Origin of the sequence: Streptomyces sp. NBC_01013 (assembly GCF_045162765.1) — a bacterium.
GTDB lineage: Bacteria > Actinomycetota > Actinomycetes > Streptomycetales > Streptomycetaceae > Streptomyces.
Window position 1 is genome coordinate 6,545,117 of the sequence record NZ_CP108687.1, and the last position, 19,691, is coordinate 6,564,807.

The following is a 19,691-nucleotide window of genomic DNA, read 5'->3' on the forward strand; positions in this document are numbered from 1 at the left end:
CGCCCCGGGCTCACCCGTGTCCGTTCGGGTCCGGGCTTCGGAAAACGCGTCCGGATTCCGGACCCGGCTCCGCCGGACCGGCCGCGGGCGCGGCACCCAGAACGGGCCGCGTGGCCGCCGGCACGAAGGTCGAGGGAAGCGACGGGCTGTTTTCCCGGCCCGCGTTGGCGATGACCACCGCGACGTACGGGAGGAGAACCCCCAGCGCGAGCGCCACGATCGCCACATGGCGCTCCACGTTCCACAGGACCGCGGCCGCGACCACCGAGACCGTCCGCACGGACATCGAGATCACATAGCGCCGCTGTCGGCCGCGCACATCCTCCGCGAGCCCCTGCCGCGCCCCCGTGATCCGGAAGACCTCCGCGCCGCTCTGCTTCCCCAACACGTTCCACCACCCTTCCCCGAGCTCATACGAACTGGGGGAGACTCTCCGCTCCTGCGCCGGACGCTCCCCGGACCGGACCGGATCCCACGGTACGCCCGGCTTCCCGCCGGTACGAGGCCGGGGCGCGCCGGATGTGTGCACTCCGCCGCCCCTCGCACGTACGGACCTGCCCGACATGCGGCGTACCGGGCCGAGGCCGAGACTGGGCCGTGCGCGACACCGCGTCGCACGAGGAGGCGACATGAGCTGGTTGTGGGCAATCATCGTGGGCCTGGTGCTCGGTCTGATCGCGAAGGCGATCCTGCCGGGGAAGCAGGAGATCCCACTGTGGCTGACGGTCATCTTCGGCATGATCGGCAGCATCCTCGGCAATGCTGTCGCCACCTGGATCGGCGTCAACGACACCAAGGGCATCGACTGGACGCGCCATGTGCTCCAGCTGATCGGAGCCGTGGTGGTGGTCGGTGTCGGTGACATGCTCTGGGCCTCCATCCGGGGTACCAGGCAGAAGACCTGACCCGCGAAGACCTGACCCGCACACGGGACAGCACGACGGCGGGGCACCCATGATGGGTGCCCCGCCGTCGTGCTGCGGCTACGGCTCAGCCGGCCGTGACCTCGATCGCCGCCAGGTTCTTCTTGCCCCGGCGCAGCACCAGCCAGCGCCCGTGCAGCAGTTCCTCGCGGCCCGGTGCGGCCTCGCCGTCGACGGCCTTCACGTTGTTCACGTAGGCGCCGCCCTCCTTGACCGTGCGCCGGGCACCCGACTTGCTCGGCGCCAGACCGACCTCGACCAGCAGGTCGACCAGCGGACCGAGCTCGGTGACCTGCGCGTGCGGCACTTCGGAGAGCGCGGCGCCGAGCGTCGCCTCGTCCAGTCCGCCGAGCTCGCCCTGACCGAACAGCGCCTTCGAAGCGGCGATGACCGCGGCGCACTGCTCCGCGCCGTGCACCAGCGTCGTCAGCTCCTCGGCCAGCGCGCGCTGCGCCGCCCTCGCCTGGGGCCGCTCCTCGGTGACCTTCTCCAGCTCCTCCAGTTCGGCGGGGCTCAGGAAGCTGAGGATGCGCATGTAGCGGGAGATGTCGCGGTCGTCCACGTTCAGCCAGAACTGGTAGAACGCGTACGGCGTGGTCATCTCCGGGTCGAGCCAGACGGCGCCGCTCTCGGACTTGCCGAACTTGGTGCCGTCCGCCTTCGTCATCAGCGGGGTCGCCAGCGCGTGGACCTCGGCGCCCGGCTCCAGGCGGTGGATCAGGTCGAGGCCCGCGGTGAGGTTGCCCCACTGGTCACTGCCGCCCTGCTGGAGGGTGCAGCCGTGGCGCCGGTACAGCTCCAGGAAGTCCATGCTCTGGAGCAGCTGGTAGCTGAACTCGGTGTAGCTGATGCCCTCGTCGGACTCCAGTCGCCGGGCGATGGACTCCTTGGTGAGCATCTTGTTGACCCGGAAGTGCTTGCCGATGTCCCGCAGGAACTCGATCGCGGACATGCCCGCGGTCCAGTCCAGGTTGTTCACCATGACCGCGGCGTTCTCGCCCTCGAAGGACAGGAACGGCTCGATCTGGGACCGCAGCCGCGCCACCCAGGCGGCGATCGTCTCCGGGTCGTTCAGCGTGCGCTCGGCGGTCGGCCGCGGGTCACCGATCTGGCCGGTGGCCCCGCCCACCAGGGCGAGCGGCCGCAGACCGGCCTGCTGGAGCCGGCGCATCGTGAGCACCTGCACCAGATGGCCGACGTGCAGACTCGCCGCGGTGGGGTCGTAGCCGCAATAGAACGTGACCGGGCCGTCCGCGAGAGCCTTGCGCAGTGCGTCCTCGTCAGTGGACTGGGCGAACAGCCCGCGCCACTTCAGCTCGTCGACGATGTCCGTCACGGTTCCGGTGCTCCTCGTGATGTATGGGGATGATGACCCGCTCAGTCTAGGCGGGTCACACGCCCGCACTCACCGAGCTCATGTTGAAGTCCGGGATGCGCAGCGCGGGCATCGCGGCCCTGGTGAACCAGTCGGCCCACTCACGCGGCAGCGTCCTCTCCGTGCGGCCCGCCTCGGTGGCCCGCGACAACAGGTCCACGGGGGACTCGTTGAAGCGGAAGTTGTTCACCTCGCCCACGACCTCGCCGCCCTCCACGAGATACACCCCGTCACGGGTCAGTCCGGTCAGCAGCAGCGTCGCCGGGTCGACCTCCCGGATGTACCACATGCAGGTCAGCAGCAGGCCCCGGCCGGTGGTCGCCGCGACCATGTCGTCCAGGGACTGCTCACCCCCGCCCTCCAGCAGGAGGTTGTCGATCGCCGGGGCGAGCGGCAGTCCGGTCCGGCCGGCCGTGTGCCGGGTCGTCGTCAGCCGGTCGAGCCGGCCGTCCTTGATCCAGTCGGTCCGGCCCAGCGGCAGCCCGTTGTCGAAGACCGACGCGCCGTCCCCGGAGGAGTGCGCGATGACGAACGGCGCGGATTCGAGCCCCGGCGCGTTCGGGTCGCTGTGCAGGGTCAGTGGCAACGGTGACAGGGTCTCGCCGAGACGGGTCCCGCCACCCGGCTTCGAGAACACGGTCCGGCCCTCGACGGCGTCCCGGGCGGTCGCCGACCACAGCTGGTAGATCAGCAGGTCGGCGACGGCGGTCGGCGGCAGCAGCGTCTCGTACCGCCCGGCGGGCAGATCGATCCGGCGCTCTGCCCAGACCAGCCGCTGTGCCAGCTCCGTATCCATCTCGGCCGGGTCGACGTCCTTGAAGTCGCGGGTCGAGCGCCCCGCCCAGGCCGAACGGGTCCGGTCGGGCGACTTGGCGTTCAGCTCCAGCGTCCCGTTCGGCTGGTCGTGGCGCAGCCGCAGCCCCGTGGACGTCCCCAGATACGTCGAGGTCATCTCGTGGTTGGCGAAGCCGTACAGCTCACGGCCCCCGGAGCGGGCCCGGGCGAAAGCGTCCCCGAGCGCGGGGGCGAACGCGGCGAACACGTCCGGTCCCGTCTCCGCGGGCGCGTCCGTGAAGTCGGGGGAGTCCGCCACCCCGGTGACCAGCGGCTGCGCATCCTCGGCCGGGCCGGCCCCGCGTGCGGCGGCCTCGGCGGCCCGCACCAACGGTTCCAGATCGGCCGCGGTGACGGCCGACCGGGACACGACACCCGAGGCGGCACCCTCGGACCCGTCGACGGTGGCGATGACGGTCAGGGTGCGTCCCCGGACCACCCCGTTCGTGGTGAGCGCGTTGCCCGCCCAGCGCAGATTCGCCGACGACTCCTCGTCGGCGATGACCACACAGCCGTCGGCGGTGGACAGTTCGAGTGCGCGCTCGACGATCTCGTGCGGCTTGCTGACGCGGCTCATCGTCCGGCCTCCTGCGTCGTATTGAGACTGTGCCTTCCCGGGGGGCGACCCCCGGACCCCCGGCCGGTTCCGTGGATGCTGCTCATCGTCCGGCCTCCTGCGTCGTATTGAGGATGTTCACGCCTCGGAAGAGGGCGGAGGGACAGCCGTGCGAGACGGCCGCGACCTGTCCCGGCTGGGCCTTGCCGCAGTTGAAGGCGCCGCCCAGGACGTACGTCTGCGGGCCGCCGGCCTTCTCCATCGAGCCCCAGAAGTCCGTCGTCGTCGCCTGGTAGGCGACGTCGCGCAGCTGCCCGGCCAGCCTGCCGTTCTCGATCCGGAAGAAGCGCTGTCCGGTGAACTGGAAGTTGTACCGCTGCATGTCGATGGACCAGGACCGGTCGCCGACCACATAGATCCCGCGCTCCACCCCGCCGATCAGGTCCTCCGTGGAGAGCCCGCCCGGATCCGGCTGCAACGACACGTTCGCCATGCGCTGTACGGGGACGCGCCCCGCCGAGTCCGCGTACGCGCAGCCGTTGGACCGGCCCAGACCCGTCAGCTTCGCGATCCGGCGGTCCAGCTGGTAGCCCACCAGAGTGCCGTCCTTGATCAGGTCCCAGGACTGCGCCTCGACGCCCTCGTCGTCGTACCCGATCGTCGCGAGCCCGTGCTCGGCCGTGCGGTCGCCCGTCACGTTCATCACCGGGGAGCCGTACGCGAGCTTGCCCAGCTGGTCGAAGGTGGCGAACGAGGTCCCGGCGTACGCCGCCTCGTACCCCAGGGCGCGGTCCAGCTCGGTGGCGTGGCCGATCGACTCATGGATGGTCAGCCACAGATTGGAGGGGTCGACCACCAGGTCGTACGACCCCGCCTCGACGCTCGGAGCCCGCATCTTCTCGGCGAGCAGCCCGGGGATGCTCTCCAGCTCCGCGTCCCAGTCCCAGCCGGTCCCGGTCAGGTACTCCCAGCCGCGTCCCACCGGCGGCGCGATCGTGCGCATCGAGTCGAACTCACCGGTCGTCGCGTCCACGGCGACCGCGGTGAACTGCGGATGCAGCCGCACCCGCTGCTGGGTGGTGACGGTGCCCGCCGTGTCCGCGTAGAACTTGTTCTCGTGAACGGTCGTCAGGGAGGCGTCCACATGTGCGACGCCCTTCGCCCCCAGGAGCCGGCCGCTCCATTCGGCGAGCAGGCCCGCCTTCTCCTCGGCCGGTACGCCGAAGGGGTCGACGTCGTACGCCGACACCCAGCTCCGTTCCCCGTGCACCGGCTCGTCGGCGAGCTCGACCCTCTCGTCCGACCCCGCCGCCGCGATCACCTTCGCCGACAGCTTCGCCATGGCGACGGCCTGCGAGGCCACCTTCGCCGCGGCGTCCATCGTCAGGTCCACCCCGGAGGCGAACCCCCACGCCCCGCCGTGCACCACCCGCACCGCGTACCCGAGATCGGTGGTGTCCGACGATCCGGCGGGCCGGGCGTCCCGCAGCCGCCAGGTGGCGCTGCGCACCCGCTCCAGGCGGAAGTCCGCATGCACCGCCCCCAGGGCCCGCGCGCGGGCGAGCGCCGCGTCGGCCAGGGCCCGTAGCGGAAGGGCCAGGAACGACTGATCTACCTCATGGGGCACGGGGCCTTCCCTTCTCCACCTCTGCGCAATGTCTCCGCAGTGAATCACGCGCACCCGGGCCGCCGGGGGCGCTGGCTCGATCCCGCCCTCGGCGGCAGTCGCCGGGTACGGGAAGCCGGGACCGCCCCCTCCGGCAGGTCCACCCACGGGATCATTCCGCGCCGCGACTGCGATCGCGCCCGGACGGCCGGGAGGCCCGGCCGGTCGGTCACTGTAGGAATCCCACAGTGACCGGGGGAAGGCGCTGTCAGGGGCCGATTCCTCGTGGAGCGGGAGGTACCGATAGGTTTTCGAGGTACCAGACCGCTATCGAAAGGGTGATCCGTTGAGCCGCTCGGTTCTCGTCACCGGAGGAAACCGGGGCATCGGCCTCGCCATCGCCCGCGCTTTCGCCGACAACGGCGACAAGGTCGCGATCACCTACCGTTCCGGCGAGCCGCCCGTGGCGCTCACCGAGGCCGGTGTTCTCGCGGTCCGGTGCGACATCACCGATGCCGAGCAGGTGGAGCAGGCCTACAAGGAGATCGAGGAGAAGCACGGCAACGTGGAGGTGCTGGTCGCCAACGCCGGTATCACCAAGGACCAGTTGCTGATGCGGATGTCCGAGGACGACTTCACGTCCGTACTCGACACCAACCTCACCGGCACCTTCCGGGTCGTCAAGCGCGCCAACCGCGGCATGCTGCGCGCCAAGAAGGGCCGCGTCGTCCTCATCTCCTCCGTCGTCGGTCTCCTCGGCTCGGCGGGACAGGCCAACTACGCCGCGTCCAAGGCCGGTCTGGTCGGCTTCGCCAGGTCTCTGGCGCGCGAGCTCGGTTCGCGCAACATCACCTTCAACGTCGTCGCGCCCGGCTTCGTCGACACCGACATGACGCAGGTGCTCACCGAGGAGCAGCGCAAGGGCATCGTGGCCCAGGTGCCGCTCGGCCGCTACGCGCAGCCCGGGGAGATCGCCGCCGCGGTGCGCTTCCTCGCCTCCGACGACGCGTCGTACATCACTGGAGCCGTCATCCCCGTTGACGGCGGATTGGGCATGGGTCACTGATCACCATGAGCGGAATTCTCGACGGCAAGCGCATCCTCATCACCGGGGTGCTGATGGAGTCGTCCATCGCGTTCCACACCGCCAAGGTGGCCCAGGAGCAGGGCGCGGAGATCATCCTGACCGCCTTCCCGCGGCCCACGCTGACGGAGCGCATCGCGCGGAAGCTGCCCAAGCCGGCCAAGGTCATCGAGCTGGACGTGACCAACGCCGAGCACCTGGACCGGCTCGCCGGCCTGGTGAAGGACGAGCTGGGCTCGCTCGACGGGGTCGTCCACTCCATCGGGTTCGCCCCGCAGGACGCCCTCGGCGGCAACTTCCTCAACACCCCGTTCGAGTCGGTCGCCACGGCGATGCACGTCTCGGCGTTCTCGCTGAAGTCGCTCGCCATGGCGTGCAAGCCGCTGATGAGCGACGGAGGTTCGATCGTCGGACTCACCTTCGACGCCCAGTTCGCCTGGCCGCAGTACGACTGGATGGGCCCGACCAAGGCCGCGCTGGAGGCCACCTCCCGCTACCTCGCCCGCGACCTGGGCAAGGAGGGCCTGCGCTGCAACCTGGTGTCCGCCGGACCGCTCGGCTCGATGGCCGCCAAGTCCATCCCGGGCTTCAGTGACCTCGCCGAGGTGTGGAACACGCGTTCCCCGCTGGCGTGGGACATGTCCGACCCGGAGCCGGCCGGCCGTGCCATCGTCGCGCTGCTCTCGGACTTCTTCCCGAAGACGACGGGTGAGATCATCCACGTCGACGGTGGCGTGCACATGATCGGCGCCTGACCGCTCCGCACCACTCCGGCCGCGCACCGCCTCTCCCGAGGCGGTGCGCGGCCGTTTTCCTTGCCCCGCCCGGCCTCTCGGCGCTCAGGTCGAAAAGCTGGTCGATCCACCGCAGAATGTGGAGGAACCGGACTTCTGGTCAGGCTGAAGCCTGTCCGGCGGATCAGGGTCGGATGGGGCGCGGCGACCGGTGCGGTGCACCGCGAGACGTCGGGGTGTCCTCATCGCGGAGGTGTCAGGGCGTACGGGCAGCGGCGAGGTGCCGTGTGCCCGGGCGTCGTGGCCCGGCCTCGATCTGCCGACAGGCCCGAGGGGAGGAGATCGCTGTGCGCGGCACTCGTCACCGAACCCGAACCCTGCTGGCGGCCTCCGCACTCGTCGCCGGGCTGTTCGTGCCCGTCGGCCTGTACGTGGCCGAGCACGTCAGAGCCGCGGGCGCGTCCGAGCCGTCCGCGCCCGAGCCCGAACCCTCCGGCGCCGAATGCCGTACGTCGGTGAAGGGCTCCCGGGTCGTCGCCTACTGCCACAACCCGTACCCCTCGACCGACCGCGTCCAGCTGCACACCGAATGCACCCGCTGGTGGGACATCGACGCCGACTCCAAGCCGGTCTCCGTCGGCCCGGGCCGGACCGTACGGCTGGACGACCGCTGCTGGAAAGAGGTCCGCTCCGCCTGGGTCACCCACGCCGGCGAGAAGAGTGGGGAGAGCCCCTGAGGGCTGTCCCGCGATTCCTTGTGGATCAGCCCTCAGGCCGGGTCCACCAGGCAGCTCAGCGCGTGGCTCGCGGCCTCCGCCGCCGCCGTCTCCGCGTCGCCGGCCCGGATCGCCTCGACCAGCCGGCTGTGGTCCATGTGGTTCTCCGGCCGCAGCTCGTGGCCGATGTCGTCCCGCAGGTAATCCTTCAGCAGATCGCCCAGGTCGGCGTACAGGCCGGTCAGCACCTCGTTGTGCGAGGCGGCGACCACGGCCAGGTGCAGCGTGGCGTCCGCTGCCACGAACGCCTCGGCGTCGCCCGCGGCCCAGGTCTCCTCGCGCCGCCGCATGAGCGCGTCCAGCTGCTTCAGGTCCCGGTCGGTGCGCCGCGCGGCGGCGAGGCGCGCCGCCGACGACTCCAGCGTCGAGCGGAGCTCGGCCACATGGCGCGGATCGGCGGACGCGAACCTGCGGTGCATCACCCCCGCCAGCTCGCTCACCGCCACCACGTAGGTGCCCGAGCCCTGCCGGATGTCCAGCAACCCGTTGTGCGCGAGCGCGCGCACCGCCTCGCGGACGGTGTTACGGGCGACCCCCAGCTGCTCGACCAGCTCGGGTTCGGTGGGGATGCGTGAACCCACGGGCCACTCGCCCGACGTGATCTGGTTCCTCAGCTGGGCAATCACCTGGTCGGCGAGTGCCGAACGCCGCGGGGACGTCAGCGCCATGGTGCTCCTTGCTCGGGTGTGCGGAGGAGTGGCGGGCCGGCCACCCCGCCGTCTCGCGGAGGTATCCGAATCTTCTCAGAGGATTGGACAAGCAATCATCCCATGATTCTATGATGGCCCCATGCATGACGACGAAACCCCTCCCCGCACCCTGACCCGGACCCTTGGTACCGCAGCACCGGCGGCCTCCCGCGTCGAGGTGCCCGCACAGGGCACCGGCCCCGCACCCTGGGTGTTCCGCCTGGTCGCCGTCGGGCTCGTCCTCGCCGCGCTCAACCTCCGCCCGGCCATCACCAGCCTCGGCGCCCTCCTCGTGGAGGTGCGCGACGGGCTGCACATGAGCGGCAGCGTCGCCGGGGTCCTCACCTCCGTGCCGCCGCTCTGCTTCGCGGTCTTCGGTGTCATGGCGCCCCGCCTGGCCCGCCGCTTCGGACCGGGCGCGGTCGTCTGCGCGGGCATGGTCGCCATCACCGCGGGGCTGGTGATCAGGCCCCTCGTCGGTGGTACGGCCGGCTTCCTCGCCGCGAGCGCGCTCGCCCTGATGGGCATCGCCGTCAGCAACGTCCTGATGCCGGTGATCGTCAAGCGCTGGTTCCCGGACCGCGTCGGCTCCATGACCGGCCTCTACTCCATGGCCCTGGCCCTCGGTACCTCGCTGGCCGCGGCCGTGACCGTACCCATGACCGAGGCGATGGGCGGCAGTTGGAAGGCCGGCCTCGGCGTCTGGGCCGCCCTCGCCGCCGTCGCGATCCTGCCCTGGATCCCACTGGTACGGGACCGCGTCGGCGACACCGGGCAGTCCGCGGCCCACCGGCCGAAGGTCCCCGCACTCCGGATCACCCGCAGCCGCACCGCCTGGGCCCTCGCCTGCTTCTTCGGCCTCCAGGCCACCGCCGCCTACATCACCATGGGGTGGATGCCGCAGATCTTCCGCGACGCCGGCGTCTCGGCCGGAACGGCGGGTGTCCTGCTCGCCCTCACCATGGCCATGGGCGTGCCGCTCGCCTTCGTCATCCCGAGGGTCGCCGCCCGGATGAGGAACCAGGGGCCGATCGTCGTCCTCCTCGGCGCATGCGGCCTCATCGGCTACGCGGGCCTCTACCTCGCCCCCTCCGGCGGTGCCTGGGTCTGGGCGCTGCTCCTGGGCATCTCGAACTGCGCCTTCCCGCTCGCCCTCACCATGATCGGCATGCGCTCGCGCAGCGGCGCCGGAGTGGTCAGGCTGTCCGCCTTCGCCCAGTCCACCGGCTACCTGATCTCGATCCCCGGCCCGCTCCTGGTGGGCGTCCTCTACCAGCACAGCGGTGGATGGGGGCTGCCGATCGCGCTCATGGCGGCCCTGATGGTGCCGCAGATGGTGGCGGGCATCCTGGCCGGCCGGGACCGGACGATCGAGGACGAATGCTGAGATGCGAGACTGGAGCCATGTCTCCTGTGCTCGATCCGAATCCCCAGAACGGTCAGAAGAAGCTGCTCCTCGTCTTCGGGACGATGCTGCTGATCACGGTCGTCGTCGGCATCATCGCCTCCATCGCCTCCCCCTGACGCGCGGCTCCCGGTGTGAGGGTGGGGCTGGCCCCACCATCCCTTAGGGGGCCAGGGTCAGGGTGAAGTGGGTGGGTCACCGGATGGGAGCGGCGCCCACCGATCCGTAGGTTCTGGGTATCGGAATCCAGCACCCACGGAGGCGGACATGCCGACCCGTACGCACACCCGCTCGGCCACGGCCGGCGTCGAGGTCCGGCTGCCGTGGTGGGCCGTCGCGCTGCCCGCCGTGGCCTTCGGCGCCCTGCTGCTGCTGATCGCCGGACCGGGCCAGGCACACGCCGCCACGGGCGATCCCGCGGTGGGCCGCTTGCTGGGGCGGATCGTGGAGCTGCTGACCCGCTGATGCCCGGAAGCCTGGGCGGGCGAGCCCTCCAACACCCTGCGCCAGGTGGCACATTTCATGCGAAGCTGAGGTGTATGAGCGTCGATACACCTCGCAAAATCGTCCTTCTCAGGCATGCAAAGGCGGAATGGTCGCAGGACTCCGACCATGAGCGGCCGCTCGCGGAGCGCGGCCGCAAGGACGCCCCCGTGGCGGGCCGCAAGCTCGCCGACTCCGGGATCGTCTTCGACCTGGCCCTCTGCTCGACCGCGGCCAGGACGCGCGAGACGTGGAAGCTGGCCGTGCACGAGATGCCGGAGCGCCCCAGGACCGTGTACGAGGAGAGGCTCTACGAGGCCTCTCTCGGTGAGCTGATCGCCCTGATCAACGAGACCCCCGACGAGGTCCGCGATCTGCTCGTGATCGGCCACAACCCGGGCATGCATGCCGTCGCCGACGCCCTGGCGGGCTCGGCGCAGGGCGACACCCTGGCCCGGATGAGCCACGGCGCGTTCCCGACCTCCGCCTTCGCAGTGGTCGAGATCCCCGGCACCTGGAAGAGTGTGGAGCACGGAGTCGGCAAGCTCGTCGAGTACTGGACGCCGAACGACTGACCGCCCCGGCTCACGGCAGGGCCCGGGTGCGCACGCTCAGGCGTGCGCACCCGGGCCCTGTGTACGTGCCGGGCGCGTGCGTCCCTATTCGACGAGGCCGTCGACGGCCTCGACCTCCTCGCGGGTGATGCCGAGCAGATAGAGGACGGTGTCCAGGAACGGCACGTTCACCGCGGTGTGCGCGGCCTCGCGGACCACCGGCTTGGCGTTGAAGGCGACCCCGAGCCCCGCGGTGTTCAGCATGTCCAGGTCGTTCGCGCCGTCACCGATCGCCACTGTCTGTGCCAGCGGCACCCCGGCCTCCGCCGCGAAGCTGCGCAGCAGCCGGGCCTTGCCCGCCCGGTCGACGATGTCTCCGGTCACCCTGCCGGTGAGCTTTCCGTCGACGACCTCCAGAGTGTTGGCGGAGGCGAAGTCGAGCCCCAGCCGCTCCTTCAGATCGTCCGTCACCTGCGTGAACCCGCCCGACACGACGCCCACTTGGTAGCCGAGCCGCTTCAGCGTACGGATCAGGGTGCGGGCACCCGGCGTCAGCCGGACGTCGGCGCGCACCTTCTCCACCACCGACACGTCGAGCCCCGCCAGCAGCGCCACCCGGGCGTGCAGCGACTGCTCGAAGTCGAGCTCACCGCGCATCGCCTGCTCGGTCACCGCCGCGACCTCGGCCTCGCAGCCGGCGTGGGCCGCGAAGAGCTCGATGACCTCGTCCTGGATGAGCGTCGAGTCGACATCCATCACGACGAGCCGCTGCGCCCGGCGGCTCAGCCCGGCGGAGACGACCGCCACGTCGACGCCGATCCCGGCGGCCTCGACGGCCAGCGCGGTGCGCAGCACCTCGGTCCCGGTGCCGGACACCGCGAACTCGACGGCGGTGACCGGATACTTCGCGAGCCGGAAGATGCGGTCGATGTTCCCGCCGGTCGAGGTGATCCTGGCCGCTATGGCGGCGGTCGACTCCGCGGTGAGCGGGTGCCCGAGCACCGTCACATGGGAACGGCCGTCGCCGCGCGGGCGGTTGTCGCCCGTACCGGAGATGATCTCGGCCTGCAGCTTCAGGGACTCGGCCCAGCTGTGCACGGTGGCCCGGAGGTCACCCTCGGTGGTCCCGCCCGCGGTCGGCGCGGTGACCAGCGCGCACAGGACGATGCGGCCACGGGTGACGACCTGCTCGATGTCCACGACATCGACCGAGTAGGCGGCGAGGGTGTCGAAGAGTCCGGCGGTGATCCCGGGCCGGTCCTTCCCGAAGATCTTCACGAGAAGGGTGGGCGTGTCCGCGTCCCGACGTGACTCAGGAGGCTCAGGAGACAGGAAGGGCTGAGGGGGCTGAGATGCGCTCATGGTGCTCCTACCGTATCGGTCCGCGGTACACCCCCGACGGCCCGTCCCGAGGACCGGACAGCCCGCACCGCGCCCCTGATTCCCCTGTTCGTCATCGGCTGCCCTGCGGCACCACCATTTGTCGCGGTAGGGGGCCGTTCGCGCCAAGTCGTTCGCAACGGTGCGGTCTCGGTTCGGTCAACCTCCCGCCCGGCTTTCGCATCGGCGACTGCTCCTGGAATAGTTCCCCACGATGTTCAGCATCCCTAGACTCCCTGCAACGGGGGTAATTCGGGGGACAACTAGTGGGGCGCGGAGTGCCGGAACTCGTACTGGAATTGAATGGCAGGACCTGGACGCTCGATCCGTCCAGGTCGTACACCCTCGGACGTGATCCGCAGGGCGACATGACGATCGACGACGCCAGAGTGTCGTGGCGGCACGCCACGATCAGCTGGAGCGGCCGCAGTTGGTTCATCGAGGACCACGGGAGCACCAACGGCACATACGTGCAGGGCCAGCGGATCCACCAGATGGAGATCGGGCCCGGCTCCACCGTGAACCTGGGCAACGCCACCGACGGCCCTCGGCTGAGCCTCAGCGGCGCCGGTGTGTACAGCGGGCAGGCCGCCGCGGGTGCCCAGGCCCCCGCCCAGCAGCCGCAGCAGGCCCCGCACCAGCCACCGCACCAAGCTCCGCAGCAGGGGGGACCGGGCGGGCAGCAGCCGCCGGCCCAGCAGCAGGCCTGGCCGCAGCAGCCCCATGTGCCTCAGCAGCAGGGCATGGCAGCGGCACCCCACGGCGGCGGCCCCGGCGGCGCGGCGGGGGCGCCGCCGATGTACGGCGACCGGAGCCCCACCACGTTCCACCAGCTGGCCCTCGGCCGGGTGATGCGGATCGGCCGTGCGCTGGAGAACGAGCTGGTCGTCTCCGACCTCCAGGTCTCGCGCCACCACGCCGAATTCCACGCGACGCCCGACGGCCGTTTCGAGATCCGCGATCTCGGATCCCACAACGGCACGTACGTCAACGGCCAGCCGCTCTCGAAGTCCGGCTCCGCCCTCATCGGCCCGAACGACATCGTCGGCGTCGGTCACTCGACCTTCCGGCTGGTCGGCGACCGGCTGGAGGAGTTCGTCGACACCGGTGAGGTCTCCTTCGCCGCCCGCCACCTCACGGTGACGGTCGACGGTGGCAAGCAGATCCTCAAGGACGTCTCGTTCGGTGTCCCGGAGAAGTCGCTGATCGGAGTCATCGGCCCGTCCGGTTCCGGAAAGTCCACCCTGCTCAAGGCGCTCACCGGCTACCGGCCCGCCAACCAGGGCGACGTCCTCTACGACAACCGGAACCTCTACAAGCAGTTCGCCGAGCTGCGCCAGCGCATCGGCCTGGTCCCGCAGGACGACATCCTTCACAAGGAACTGACCGTCACCCGGGCACTCAAGTACGCCGCCAAGCTCCGCTTCCCCGCGGACACCACGGAGGCCGAGCGCCAGGCCCGGATCCACGAGGTCCTCGCCGAGCTCAAGCTCGACATCCACAAGGACAAGAAGGTCACCTCGCTCTCCGGTGGCCAGCGCAAGCGCGTCTCCGTCGCCCTGGAGCTGCTGACCAAGCCGTCGCTGATCTTCCTGGACGAGCCGACCTCCGGCCTCGACCCGGGCATGGACCGCGATGTCATGCAGCTGCTGCGCGGCCTGGCCGACGACGGCCGTACCGTCCTGGTCGTCACGCACTCGGTCGCCGAGCTGGCCATCTGCGACAAGCTCCTGGTGATGGCGCCCGGCGGTTCCGTCGCCTACTTCGGCCCGCCGGAGGAAGCGCTCAACTTCTTCGGCTACAGCACCTGGGCCGATGTCTTCTCCGCGTTCGAGAACTACCGCGACTACGACTGGTCGGGCCGCTGGCGCGGCTCGCAGCACTACCAGATGTACGCCGCGGACATCGACGCCGTCGCCGCACAGCCCGTGCACATGCCGCCGCACCAGCAGATGCGCCCGCCGAAGCCGCAGGGCTGGATGACCCAGCTGTGGACGCTGATGCGCCGCTACGTCTCGGTGATCGCGTCCGACAAGGGCTTCATGGGCCTGATGGTGATCCTGCCCGCGGTGCTCGGCATCGTCAGCGTGGTCATCCCCGCCGACTTCGGCCTCGCCCCGCCGAAGCCGCCGTCCCGGTTCAACGGCGACGCCGGCACGATCATGCTGATCCTGGTGATCGGCATGACCTTCTCCGCCGCGGCCAACTCCGTACGTGAACTGATCAAGGAACGCGTCATCTACGAACGGGAACGGGCGACCGGCCTCTCCCGCTCGGCCTACCTGATGTCCAAGGTGATCGTGCTCGGCGTGATCACGGCCATCCAGGGCGTCATCATCTGCGGCATCGGCTTCGCCACCCGCGATCTGCCCGCCGAGGGCCTGATCATGCCGCCGGCCGTCGAGCTCTGCGTGACGATCATCGCGCTCGGCTTCACCTCGATGATGTTCGGCCTGGTGATCTCCTCGCTGGTCAAGACCTCCGAGAAGACCATGCCGCTGCTGGTCATGTTCGCGATCGTCCAGGTCGTCTTCACCGGCATCCTCTTCCAGGTCTACGGATCGCCCGGCCTGGAGCAGTTCGCCTGGCTGATGCCGTCCCGCTGGGCCATCGCGGGCGCGGGCTCCACGCTCGACCTCGCCCACCTCATGCCGCCGTGGGACCAGAAGAACCCCACGGACCTGGACCCGCTGTGGGAGCACACGGCCGGCCAGTGGGGGATGAACGTCGCGGTGCTGCTGTTCCTCGGCATCATCTGCGGGTTCGCGGTCGCGCGGCTGCTGCGCCGCCACGAGCCCGAGGTCATGCGCAAGTAGCAGGGCCGGCCCTCTGGGCACGGCAGGACGCCGAAGGGCGGCGCCCCCGCGGGGGTGCCGCCCTTCGGCATGGTCCGGAACGGATCAGTACGCGCTGTTGACGTTGTCGATCGAGCCGTACTTGTCGGCGGCGTAGTTGGCCGACGCGGTGATGTTGGCGACCGGGTCGTACTGGGTGTGGGGGGTACCGCCGACGTGGTAGGCGTCGAACGTCGGCTTGATGATCTGCAGCAGACCGATCGAGGGGACACCGTTGATGGCGTTGATGTCCCAGTCGTTGATGGCGTTCGGGTTGCCGCTGGACTCACGGATGATGTTGCGGTGCAGCCCGTCGTAGGTGCCCGGGATGCCCTTGGCCTTCATGATGGCGAGGGACTCCTTGATCCAGCCGTCCAGGTTGTTCCCGTACACGTGGGTACGGGCCTCGGAGCGGCTGGCGGCGTGCGAGCGGCGCTCGGCGGCGGCCTTCTTGGCCTTCCACTTCGCGGCGGCCTTCGCCTTGGCCTTCTTGGCGTCGGCCTTGGCGACCGCGTCGACCTTCGCCTTCACGGCGGCGGCCTTCTTGGCCTTCGCGGCGTCGATGGCCTTGACCATCTGCTCGGCGGAGGAGTGCTGCTCGATGAGGCTGGCCTGGATGGTCTTGGCCTGCGGGGCACCGGCGGCGGACCCGAAGACGACGGGCGATGCGGAGAGTGCCTGAGGCTCGGTCTCGGCCTCGGCGTTACCCGGCACCAGGGACAAGGAGAGGGCAGCGGCGGCGACGGCGGAGATGCCGGCGACGGAGAGCTTCTGGGTCTTGTTCAGGCGGCGGAAACGGCCGGGAATGCTGGACGCGGTCATATCAGGCGTACCTCTTCGAATCGCGGAAGGCCCTCACGGAGGACGAAGACGGGAGGCGACTTCGCTTCTCCGTCGGGGACGAGTGCAATTGTTAGCGGCCGCAAAATGCCGTGGCAAAGGTGTGACGTACGAAGCCGGGTAGTGGAACACGAGGGCGTTGGAAGCCCCGGATCCGCCCCCATGAGCACCCAAATCGCCCTTATCGCTCCACTAAGTGCGTTCGTAAGTGACGTGGGTCCTATGCGCGGCCTCACATCGAAGGGGCAGCGAGCTCACCATCCGTTGCTCAAGCAATGCGGACTGTGAGGTTCCGGTTGACGGAACTGCCGGTCCGGGCTGCCCGGCCGCAGTCCCGGGCCCCACGGGAAAGCGGCTCGGAGCATGGTCCTAGTCCTGCGGTCCCGTCATGGGCCGCCCTCGGGCGGATACGGGGCGAGGGGCCCGCCGGTACCGTGAGGCCATGAGCCATCGCCCACCCTCGGGCCTCGCCGCGGTGAGTGCCGCGCTGCTCGCCATGAGCCGGCACCTCGAAACGCGGGACGTCCTGAAGACGATCGTCGCGTCGGCCCGCGAGCTCCTCGACGCCGAGTACGCGGCCCTCGGGGTCCCCGACGACCACGGTGGCTTCGCCCAGTTCGTCGTCGACGGTGTCAGCGACGAACAGTGGAAGGCCATCGGCCCCCTGCCACGTCAGCACGGCATCCTCGCCGCGATGCTCCACGAGGCGAAGCCCGAGCGCCTGGCCGACGTACGCAAGGACCCGCGCTTCGAGGGATGGCCGGACGCCCACCCCGACATGTCCGATTTCCTCGGACTGCCGATCAGGGACGGCGACGACACCATCGGCGCCCTGTTCCTCGCCAACAAGCGCTGTCCGAAGCCCGAGGGCACCTGCGGATTCACCGCCGAGGACGAGGAACTCCTGGCGATCCTCGCCCAGCACGCCGCGATCGCCCTCACGAACGCCCGACTCTACGAGCGCAGCCGCGAGCTGACCATCGCCGAGGAACGCTCCCGCCTCGCCCACGAGCTGCACGACGCGGTCAGCCAGAAGCTCTTCTCCCTCCGGCTCACCGCCCAGGCCGCCGCCGCCCTGGTCGACCGCGACCCGGCCCGTGCCAAGGGAGAGCTCCAGCAGGTCGCCGCCCTGGCGGCGGAGGCCGTCGACGAGCTGCGGGCCGCCGTCGTCGAGCTGCGCCCCGCGGGCCTCGACGAGGACGGCCTCATCGCCACCCTCCGTACCCAGATCCAGGTCCTGGACCGCGCCCACACCGCCCGGGTCACCTTCGGGAGCGTGGGCGTACGCGCCTTGCCGGCCGCCCATGAGGAAGCGCTGCTCCGGGTCTCCCAGGAGGCCCTGCACAACGCCTTGCGCCACTCGGGCGCCGGGCACGTCGAGGTCGCCCTCACCCGCCGCGACGGCACCACGGTGCTGCGGATCACCGACGACGGCCGCGGCTTCGAACCGGCGGCCACCCGCCGGGCGGGCAGGCACCTGGGTCTCGTCTCGATGCGGGACCGCGCCGACGGCGTCGGCGGCAGACTCACCGTTGAATCGGCGCCCGGCAGGGGCACCACGATCGAGATGGAGGTGCCCGGTGGCTGACAGGCGCATCAGGGTGCTGCTGGTCGACGACCACCAGGTGGTCCGCCGCGGCCTGCGTACGTTCCTGGAGATCCAGGACGACATAGAGGTCGTCGGCGAGGCGGCCGACGGAGCCGAAGGGGTGGCCAGGACGGAGGAGCTGCGCCCCGACGTGGTGCTGATGGACATCAAGATGCCGGGCACCGACGGCATAGAGGCCCTGCGCAGGCTGCGCGAGCTGGAGAACCCCGCCAAGGTCCTGATCGTCACCAGCTTCACCGAGCAGCGCACCGTCGTCCCCGCCCTGCGCGCCGGTGCCTCCGGTTATGTGTACAAGGACGTCGACCCGGACGCGCTGGCCGGTGCCATCCGCTCGGTGTACGCGGGCCACGTCCTGCTCCAGCCGGAGGTGGCGGGTGCGCTGCTGGCCCAGGACGACCCGGGCACGGGTACGGGCCGGGGGACCACCCTCACCGAACGGGAGCGGGAGGTTCTCGGCCTGATCGCCGACGGCCGGTCGAACCGGGAGATCGCACGGGCCCTGGTGCTCTCCGAGAAGACCGTCAAGACACACGTCTCGAACATCCTGATGAAGCTGGACCTCTCCGATCGCACCCAGGCGGCCATCTGGGCCGTCCGGCACGGGGCAGCGGGCTGAACGGGCGGCCGGAAGAGCGCGTCACCCTCCGGCCCGGGTTTCACACTCCCGTGTGTACGTCACCCGAACGGCGCATCCTCTTTCGGTCAGGGGCGTTCTCCATGACGTGCTGCGGCGGCCGGCCGCAGCGACGCGAGGAGGATCCTGAAGTGAAGAACCTGAAGAAGGCTGCCGCCGTCACCATGATCGCCGGCGGCATCATCGCCGCCGGTGCCGGTGCGGCCTCCGCCACCGGTCACAGCGGTGCCGGAGCCCACGGTGTCGCGGCCCACTCCCCGGGTGTGGCCAGCGGCAACCTCGTCCAGGTCCCGGTCCACGTCCCGGTGAACGTGGTCGGCAACACCGTCAACGTGATCGGCCTGCTCAACCCGGCCTTCGGCAACTTCGGCCTGAACGGCTGACCTGCCGCACTCACGGCGATGCCGCCGGCCGGTCCCGCAGGGGACCGCTCGGCGGCATCACGGCGTCCGGCCCTCGGCGCCTATCGCGCCCGTTCCTCCACATACGCGTTGTACGCGGCCACCTGCGCCCGCCGGGCCACCCGCTCCACCGGCCGCAGCGCCTCCCCCCGCGCCGCCATCTCGGACGCGCTCACCGCACCGCCGTGCCCGTTCTCGTACGCCACCGAGACCAGCAGCCCCACGCGCTGGGCCAGCTCGAGCACCCGCACAGCCCGCGGCGGATACCCCGGGGCGAGCACCTCGCGCCCCCGCTCCGCCCGCGCCCGGTACGCGTCCACCGCCGCTTCGGCCACCGGTCCCGACCCGGCCACGTCGAGTCGCGACAACAGCGCCGTCGCGTCCCGCAGCGCCTCGGCGAGCTCCCGCTCCGCCTCGCCCAGCGACGGCACATCCGCCGGCGGCGCCTCGCGCACCTCCAGGCACCGCCACACCACCTCGACGTGGAGATCCCCGGCGGGCCCCGCCTCCCGCACCTCGGGCACCAGCCCGTACGGCGCACCGAAGGTGACGACGGCCTCCTCGGCCTCCAGCGCCCGGGCGTTGAAATCAGCCGGTCCGCTGAGGCCCAGCGGGTGCCCGGGGACCGGCAGCGCGACCCGGAAGCCCGTCACCCCCAGCCCGCGCAGCCGCCCCAGGGCGAGAGTGAGACCGACCGGCCCCGCCTCACCCGGCAGTCCCTCGACGCGGTGCACCGCGTCCTCCCCGACAATGGCGAGCGCCGCGTCGTCGGGCGACACGAGTCCTGCCAGCAGCGCGTTGCCCCAAGCGGCCAGCAGCCCTGAGCGTGGTTCCGAAAGCATGGCGACAGCCTAGGGGCTGTCCCGTGATCCCCGGCAGACGCACGACGCCGGCTACGGCACCCCCACGTGCTGTCGGCACGTCCGAGCACACCAGCACGCGGACGTCCCTTCGCCCTGCACCGCACCGCGTCC

20 protein-coding genes are annotated in these 19,691 nt (G+C 70.6%); 12 read left to right on the forward strand and 8 right to left on the reverse strand.

What is annotated here, in order from left to right:
* Window positions 1-10 precede the first annotated feature (10 nt).
* Window positions 11-388, reverse strand: coding sequence for a DUF3099 domain-containing protein (locus OG538_RS28515; RefSeq protein WP_406098321.1), 378 nt, complete (start codon window positions 386-388; stop codon window positions 11-13).
* Window positions 389-629: 241 nt separating this feature from the next.
* On the opposite strand from OG538_RS28515, the gene OG538_RS28520 reads away from it, so the two are divergent.
* A complete protein-coding gene (locus tag OG538_RS28520; RefSeq protein ID WP_356322510.1) occupies window positions 630-905 on the forward strand; it encodes a GlsB/YeaQ/YmgE family stress response membrane protein in 276 nt (91 codons plus the stop codon).
* Between the two features lie 85 nt (window positions 906-990).
* Here OG538_RS28520 and tyrS read toward each other — a convergent pair whose 3' ends face one another.
* From tyrS to OG538_RS28535, 3 genes are all read right to left on the reverse strand, one after another.
* Complete coding sequence (gene tyrS, locus OG538_RS28525) at window positions 991-2,259, reverse strand: tyrosine--tRNA ligase (protein WP_406098322.1); 1,269 nt, start codon at window positions 2,257-2,259, stop codon at window positions 991-993.
* Window positions 2,260-2,314: 55 nt separating this feature from the next.
* Window positions 2,315-3,709 (reverse strand): metallopeptidase TldD-related protein, encoded by a 1,395-nt coding sequence (locus tag OG538_RS28530; protein ID WP_406098323.1) that lies wholly within the window; start codon window positions 3,707-3,709, stop codon window positions 2,315-2,317.
* Between the two features lie 82 nt (window positions 3,710-3,791).
* Window positions 3,792-5,315, reverse strand: coding sequence for a TldD/PmbA family protein (locus tag OG538_RS28535; RefSeq protein WP_406098324.1), 1,524 nt, complete (start codon window positions 5,313-5,315; stop codon window positions 3,792-3,794).
* Window positions 5,316-5,640: 325 nt separating this feature from the next.
* Between OG538_RS28535 and fabG the strand changes: the two genes are divergently transcribed.
* The 3 genes from fabG to OG538_RS28550 all read left to right on the forward strand — a co-directional run bounded on the left by fabG (window position 5,641) and on the right by OG538_RS28550 (window position 7,849).
* Complete coding sequence (gene fabG / locus OG538_RS28540; protein WP_406098325.1) at window positions 5,641-6,360, forward strand: 3-oxoacyl-[acyl-carrier-protein] reductase; 720 nt, start codon at window positions 5,641-5,643, stop codon at window positions 6,358-6,360.
* A gap of 5 nt (window positions 6,361-6,365) precedes the next feature.
* Entirely contained in the window at window positions 6,366-7,133 is a 768-nt protein-coding gene (gene fabI, locus OG538_RS28545) for an enoyl-ACP reductase FabI (RefSeq protein ID WP_406098326.1), read from the forward strand.
* A gap of 326 nt (window positions 7,134-7,459) precedes the next feature.
* Window positions 7,460-7,849, forward strand: a complete 390-nt coding sequence (locus tag OG538_RS28550; protein WP_406098327.1) for a hypothetical protein — start codon at window positions 7,460-7,462, stop codon at window positions 7,847-7,849.
* A 32-nt stretch (window positions 7,850-7,881) separates the two neighbouring features.
* Here the strand turns inward: OG538_RS28550 and OG538_RS28555 are convergent, their stop codons facing one another.
* Complete coding sequence (locus OG538_RS28555; protein ID WP_406098328.1) at window positions 7,882-8,556, reverse strand: FadR/GntR family transcriptional regulator; 675 nt, start codon at window positions 8,554-8,556, stop codon at window positions 7,882-7,884.
* A gap of 121 nt (window positions 8,557-8,677) precedes the next feature.
* Between OG538_RS28555 and OG538_RS28560 the strand changes: the two genes are divergently transcribed.
* The 4 genes from OG538_RS28560 to OG538_RS28575 all read left to right on the forward strand — a co-directional run bounded on the left by OG538_RS28560 (window position 8,678) and on the right by OG538_RS28575 (window position 11,040).
* Complete coding sequence (locus OG538_RS28560) at window positions 8,678-9,964, forward strand: CynX/NimT family MFS transporter (RefSeq protein ID WP_406098329.1); 1,287 nt, start codon at window positions 8,678-8,680, stop codon at window positions 9,962-9,964.
* Window positions 9,965-9,990: 26 nt separating this feature from the next.
* Window positions 9,991-10,101, forward strand: a complete 111-nt coding sequence (locus tag OG538_RS28565) for an SGM_5486 family transporter-associated protein (RefSeq protein WP_326740547.1) — start codon at window positions 9,991-9,993, stop codon at window positions 10,099-10,101.
* Between the two features lie 148 nt (window positions 10,102-10,249).
* On the forward strand, window positions 10,250-10,447 hold the full coding sequence (locus OG538_RS28570; protein WP_406098330.1) for a hypothetical protein: 198 nt from the start codon (window positions 10,250-10,252) through the stop codon (window positions 10,445-10,447).
* Between the two features lie 74 nt (window positions 10,448-10,521).
* Window positions 10,522-11,040 (forward strand): SixA phosphatase family protein, encoded by a 519-nt coding sequence (locus tag OG538_RS28575; protein WP_406098331.1) that lies wholly within the window; start codon window positions 10,522-10,524, stop codon window positions 11,038-11,040.
* An 84-nt stretch (window positions 11,041-11,124) separates the two neighbouring features.
* On the opposite strand, the gene serB is transcribed toward OG538_RS28575, so the two are convergent.
* Window positions 11,125-12,381 (reverse strand): phosphoserine phosphatase SerB, encoded by a 1,257-nt coding sequence (gene serB, locus OG538_RS28580; RefSeq protein WP_406098332.1) that lies wholly within the window; start codon window positions 12,379-12,381, stop codon window positions 11,125-11,127.
* Between the two features lie 284 nt (window positions 12,382-12,665).
* Here serB and OG538_RS28585 point away from each other — a divergent pair, with 284 nt between their 5' ends.
* Window positions 12,666-15,215: an FHA domain-containing protein gene (locus OG538_RS28585; protein ID WP_406098333.1), complete on the forward strand. Its 2,550-nt coding sequence runs from the start codon at window positions 12,666-12,668 to the stop codon at window positions 15,213-15,215.
* Window positions 15,216-15,299: 84 nt separating this feature from the next.
* On the opposite strand, the gene OG538_RS28590 is transcribed toward OG538_RS28585, so the two are convergent.
* On the reverse strand, window positions 15,300-16,055 hold the full coding sequence (locus tag OG538_RS28590; protein ID WP_406098334.1) for a transglycosylase SLT domain-containing protein: 756 nt from the start codon (window positions 16,053-16,055) through the stop codon (window positions 15,300-15,302).
* A gap of 460 nt (window positions 16,056-16,515) precedes the next feature.
* On the opposite strand from OG538_RS28590, the gene OG538_RS28595 reads away from it, so the two are divergent.
* The 3 genes from OG538_RS28595 to OG538_RS28605 all read left to right on the forward strand — a co-directional run bounded on the left by OG538_RS28595 (window position 16,516) and on the right by OG538_RS28605 (window position 18,699).
* On the forward strand, window positions 16,516-17,661 hold the full coding sequence (locus OG538_RS28595; RefSeq protein WP_406098335.1) for a GAF domain-containing sensor histidine kinase: 1,146 nt from the start codon (window positions 16,516-16,518) through the stop codon (window positions 17,659-17,661).
* Window positions 17,654-18,298 (forward strand): response regulator, encoded by a 645-nt coding sequence (locus OG538_RS28600; protein ID WP_406098336.1) that lies wholly within the window; start codon window positions 17,654-17,656, stop codon window positions 18,296-18,298. The genes OG538_RS28595 and OG538_RS28600 overlap by 8 nt, the downstream gene beginning before the upstream one ends.
* Window positions 18,299-18,447: 149 nt before the next feature.
* Window positions 18,448-18,699 (forward strand): chaplin family protein, encoded by a 252-nt coding sequence (locus OG538_RS28605; protein WP_219572718.1) that lies wholly within the window; start codon window positions 18,448-18,450, stop codon window positions 18,697-18,699.
* An 80-nt stretch (window positions 18,700-18,779) separates the two neighbouring features.
* On the opposite strand, the gene OG538_RS28610 is transcribed toward OG538_RS28605, so the two are convergent.
* Window positions 18,780-19,559, reverse strand: a complete 780-nt coding sequence (locus tag OG538_RS28610) for a hypothetical protein (protein WP_406098337.1) — start codon at window positions 19,557-19,559, stop codon at window positions 18,780-18,782.
* Between the last annotated feature and the right edge of the window lie 132 nt (window positions 19,560-19,691).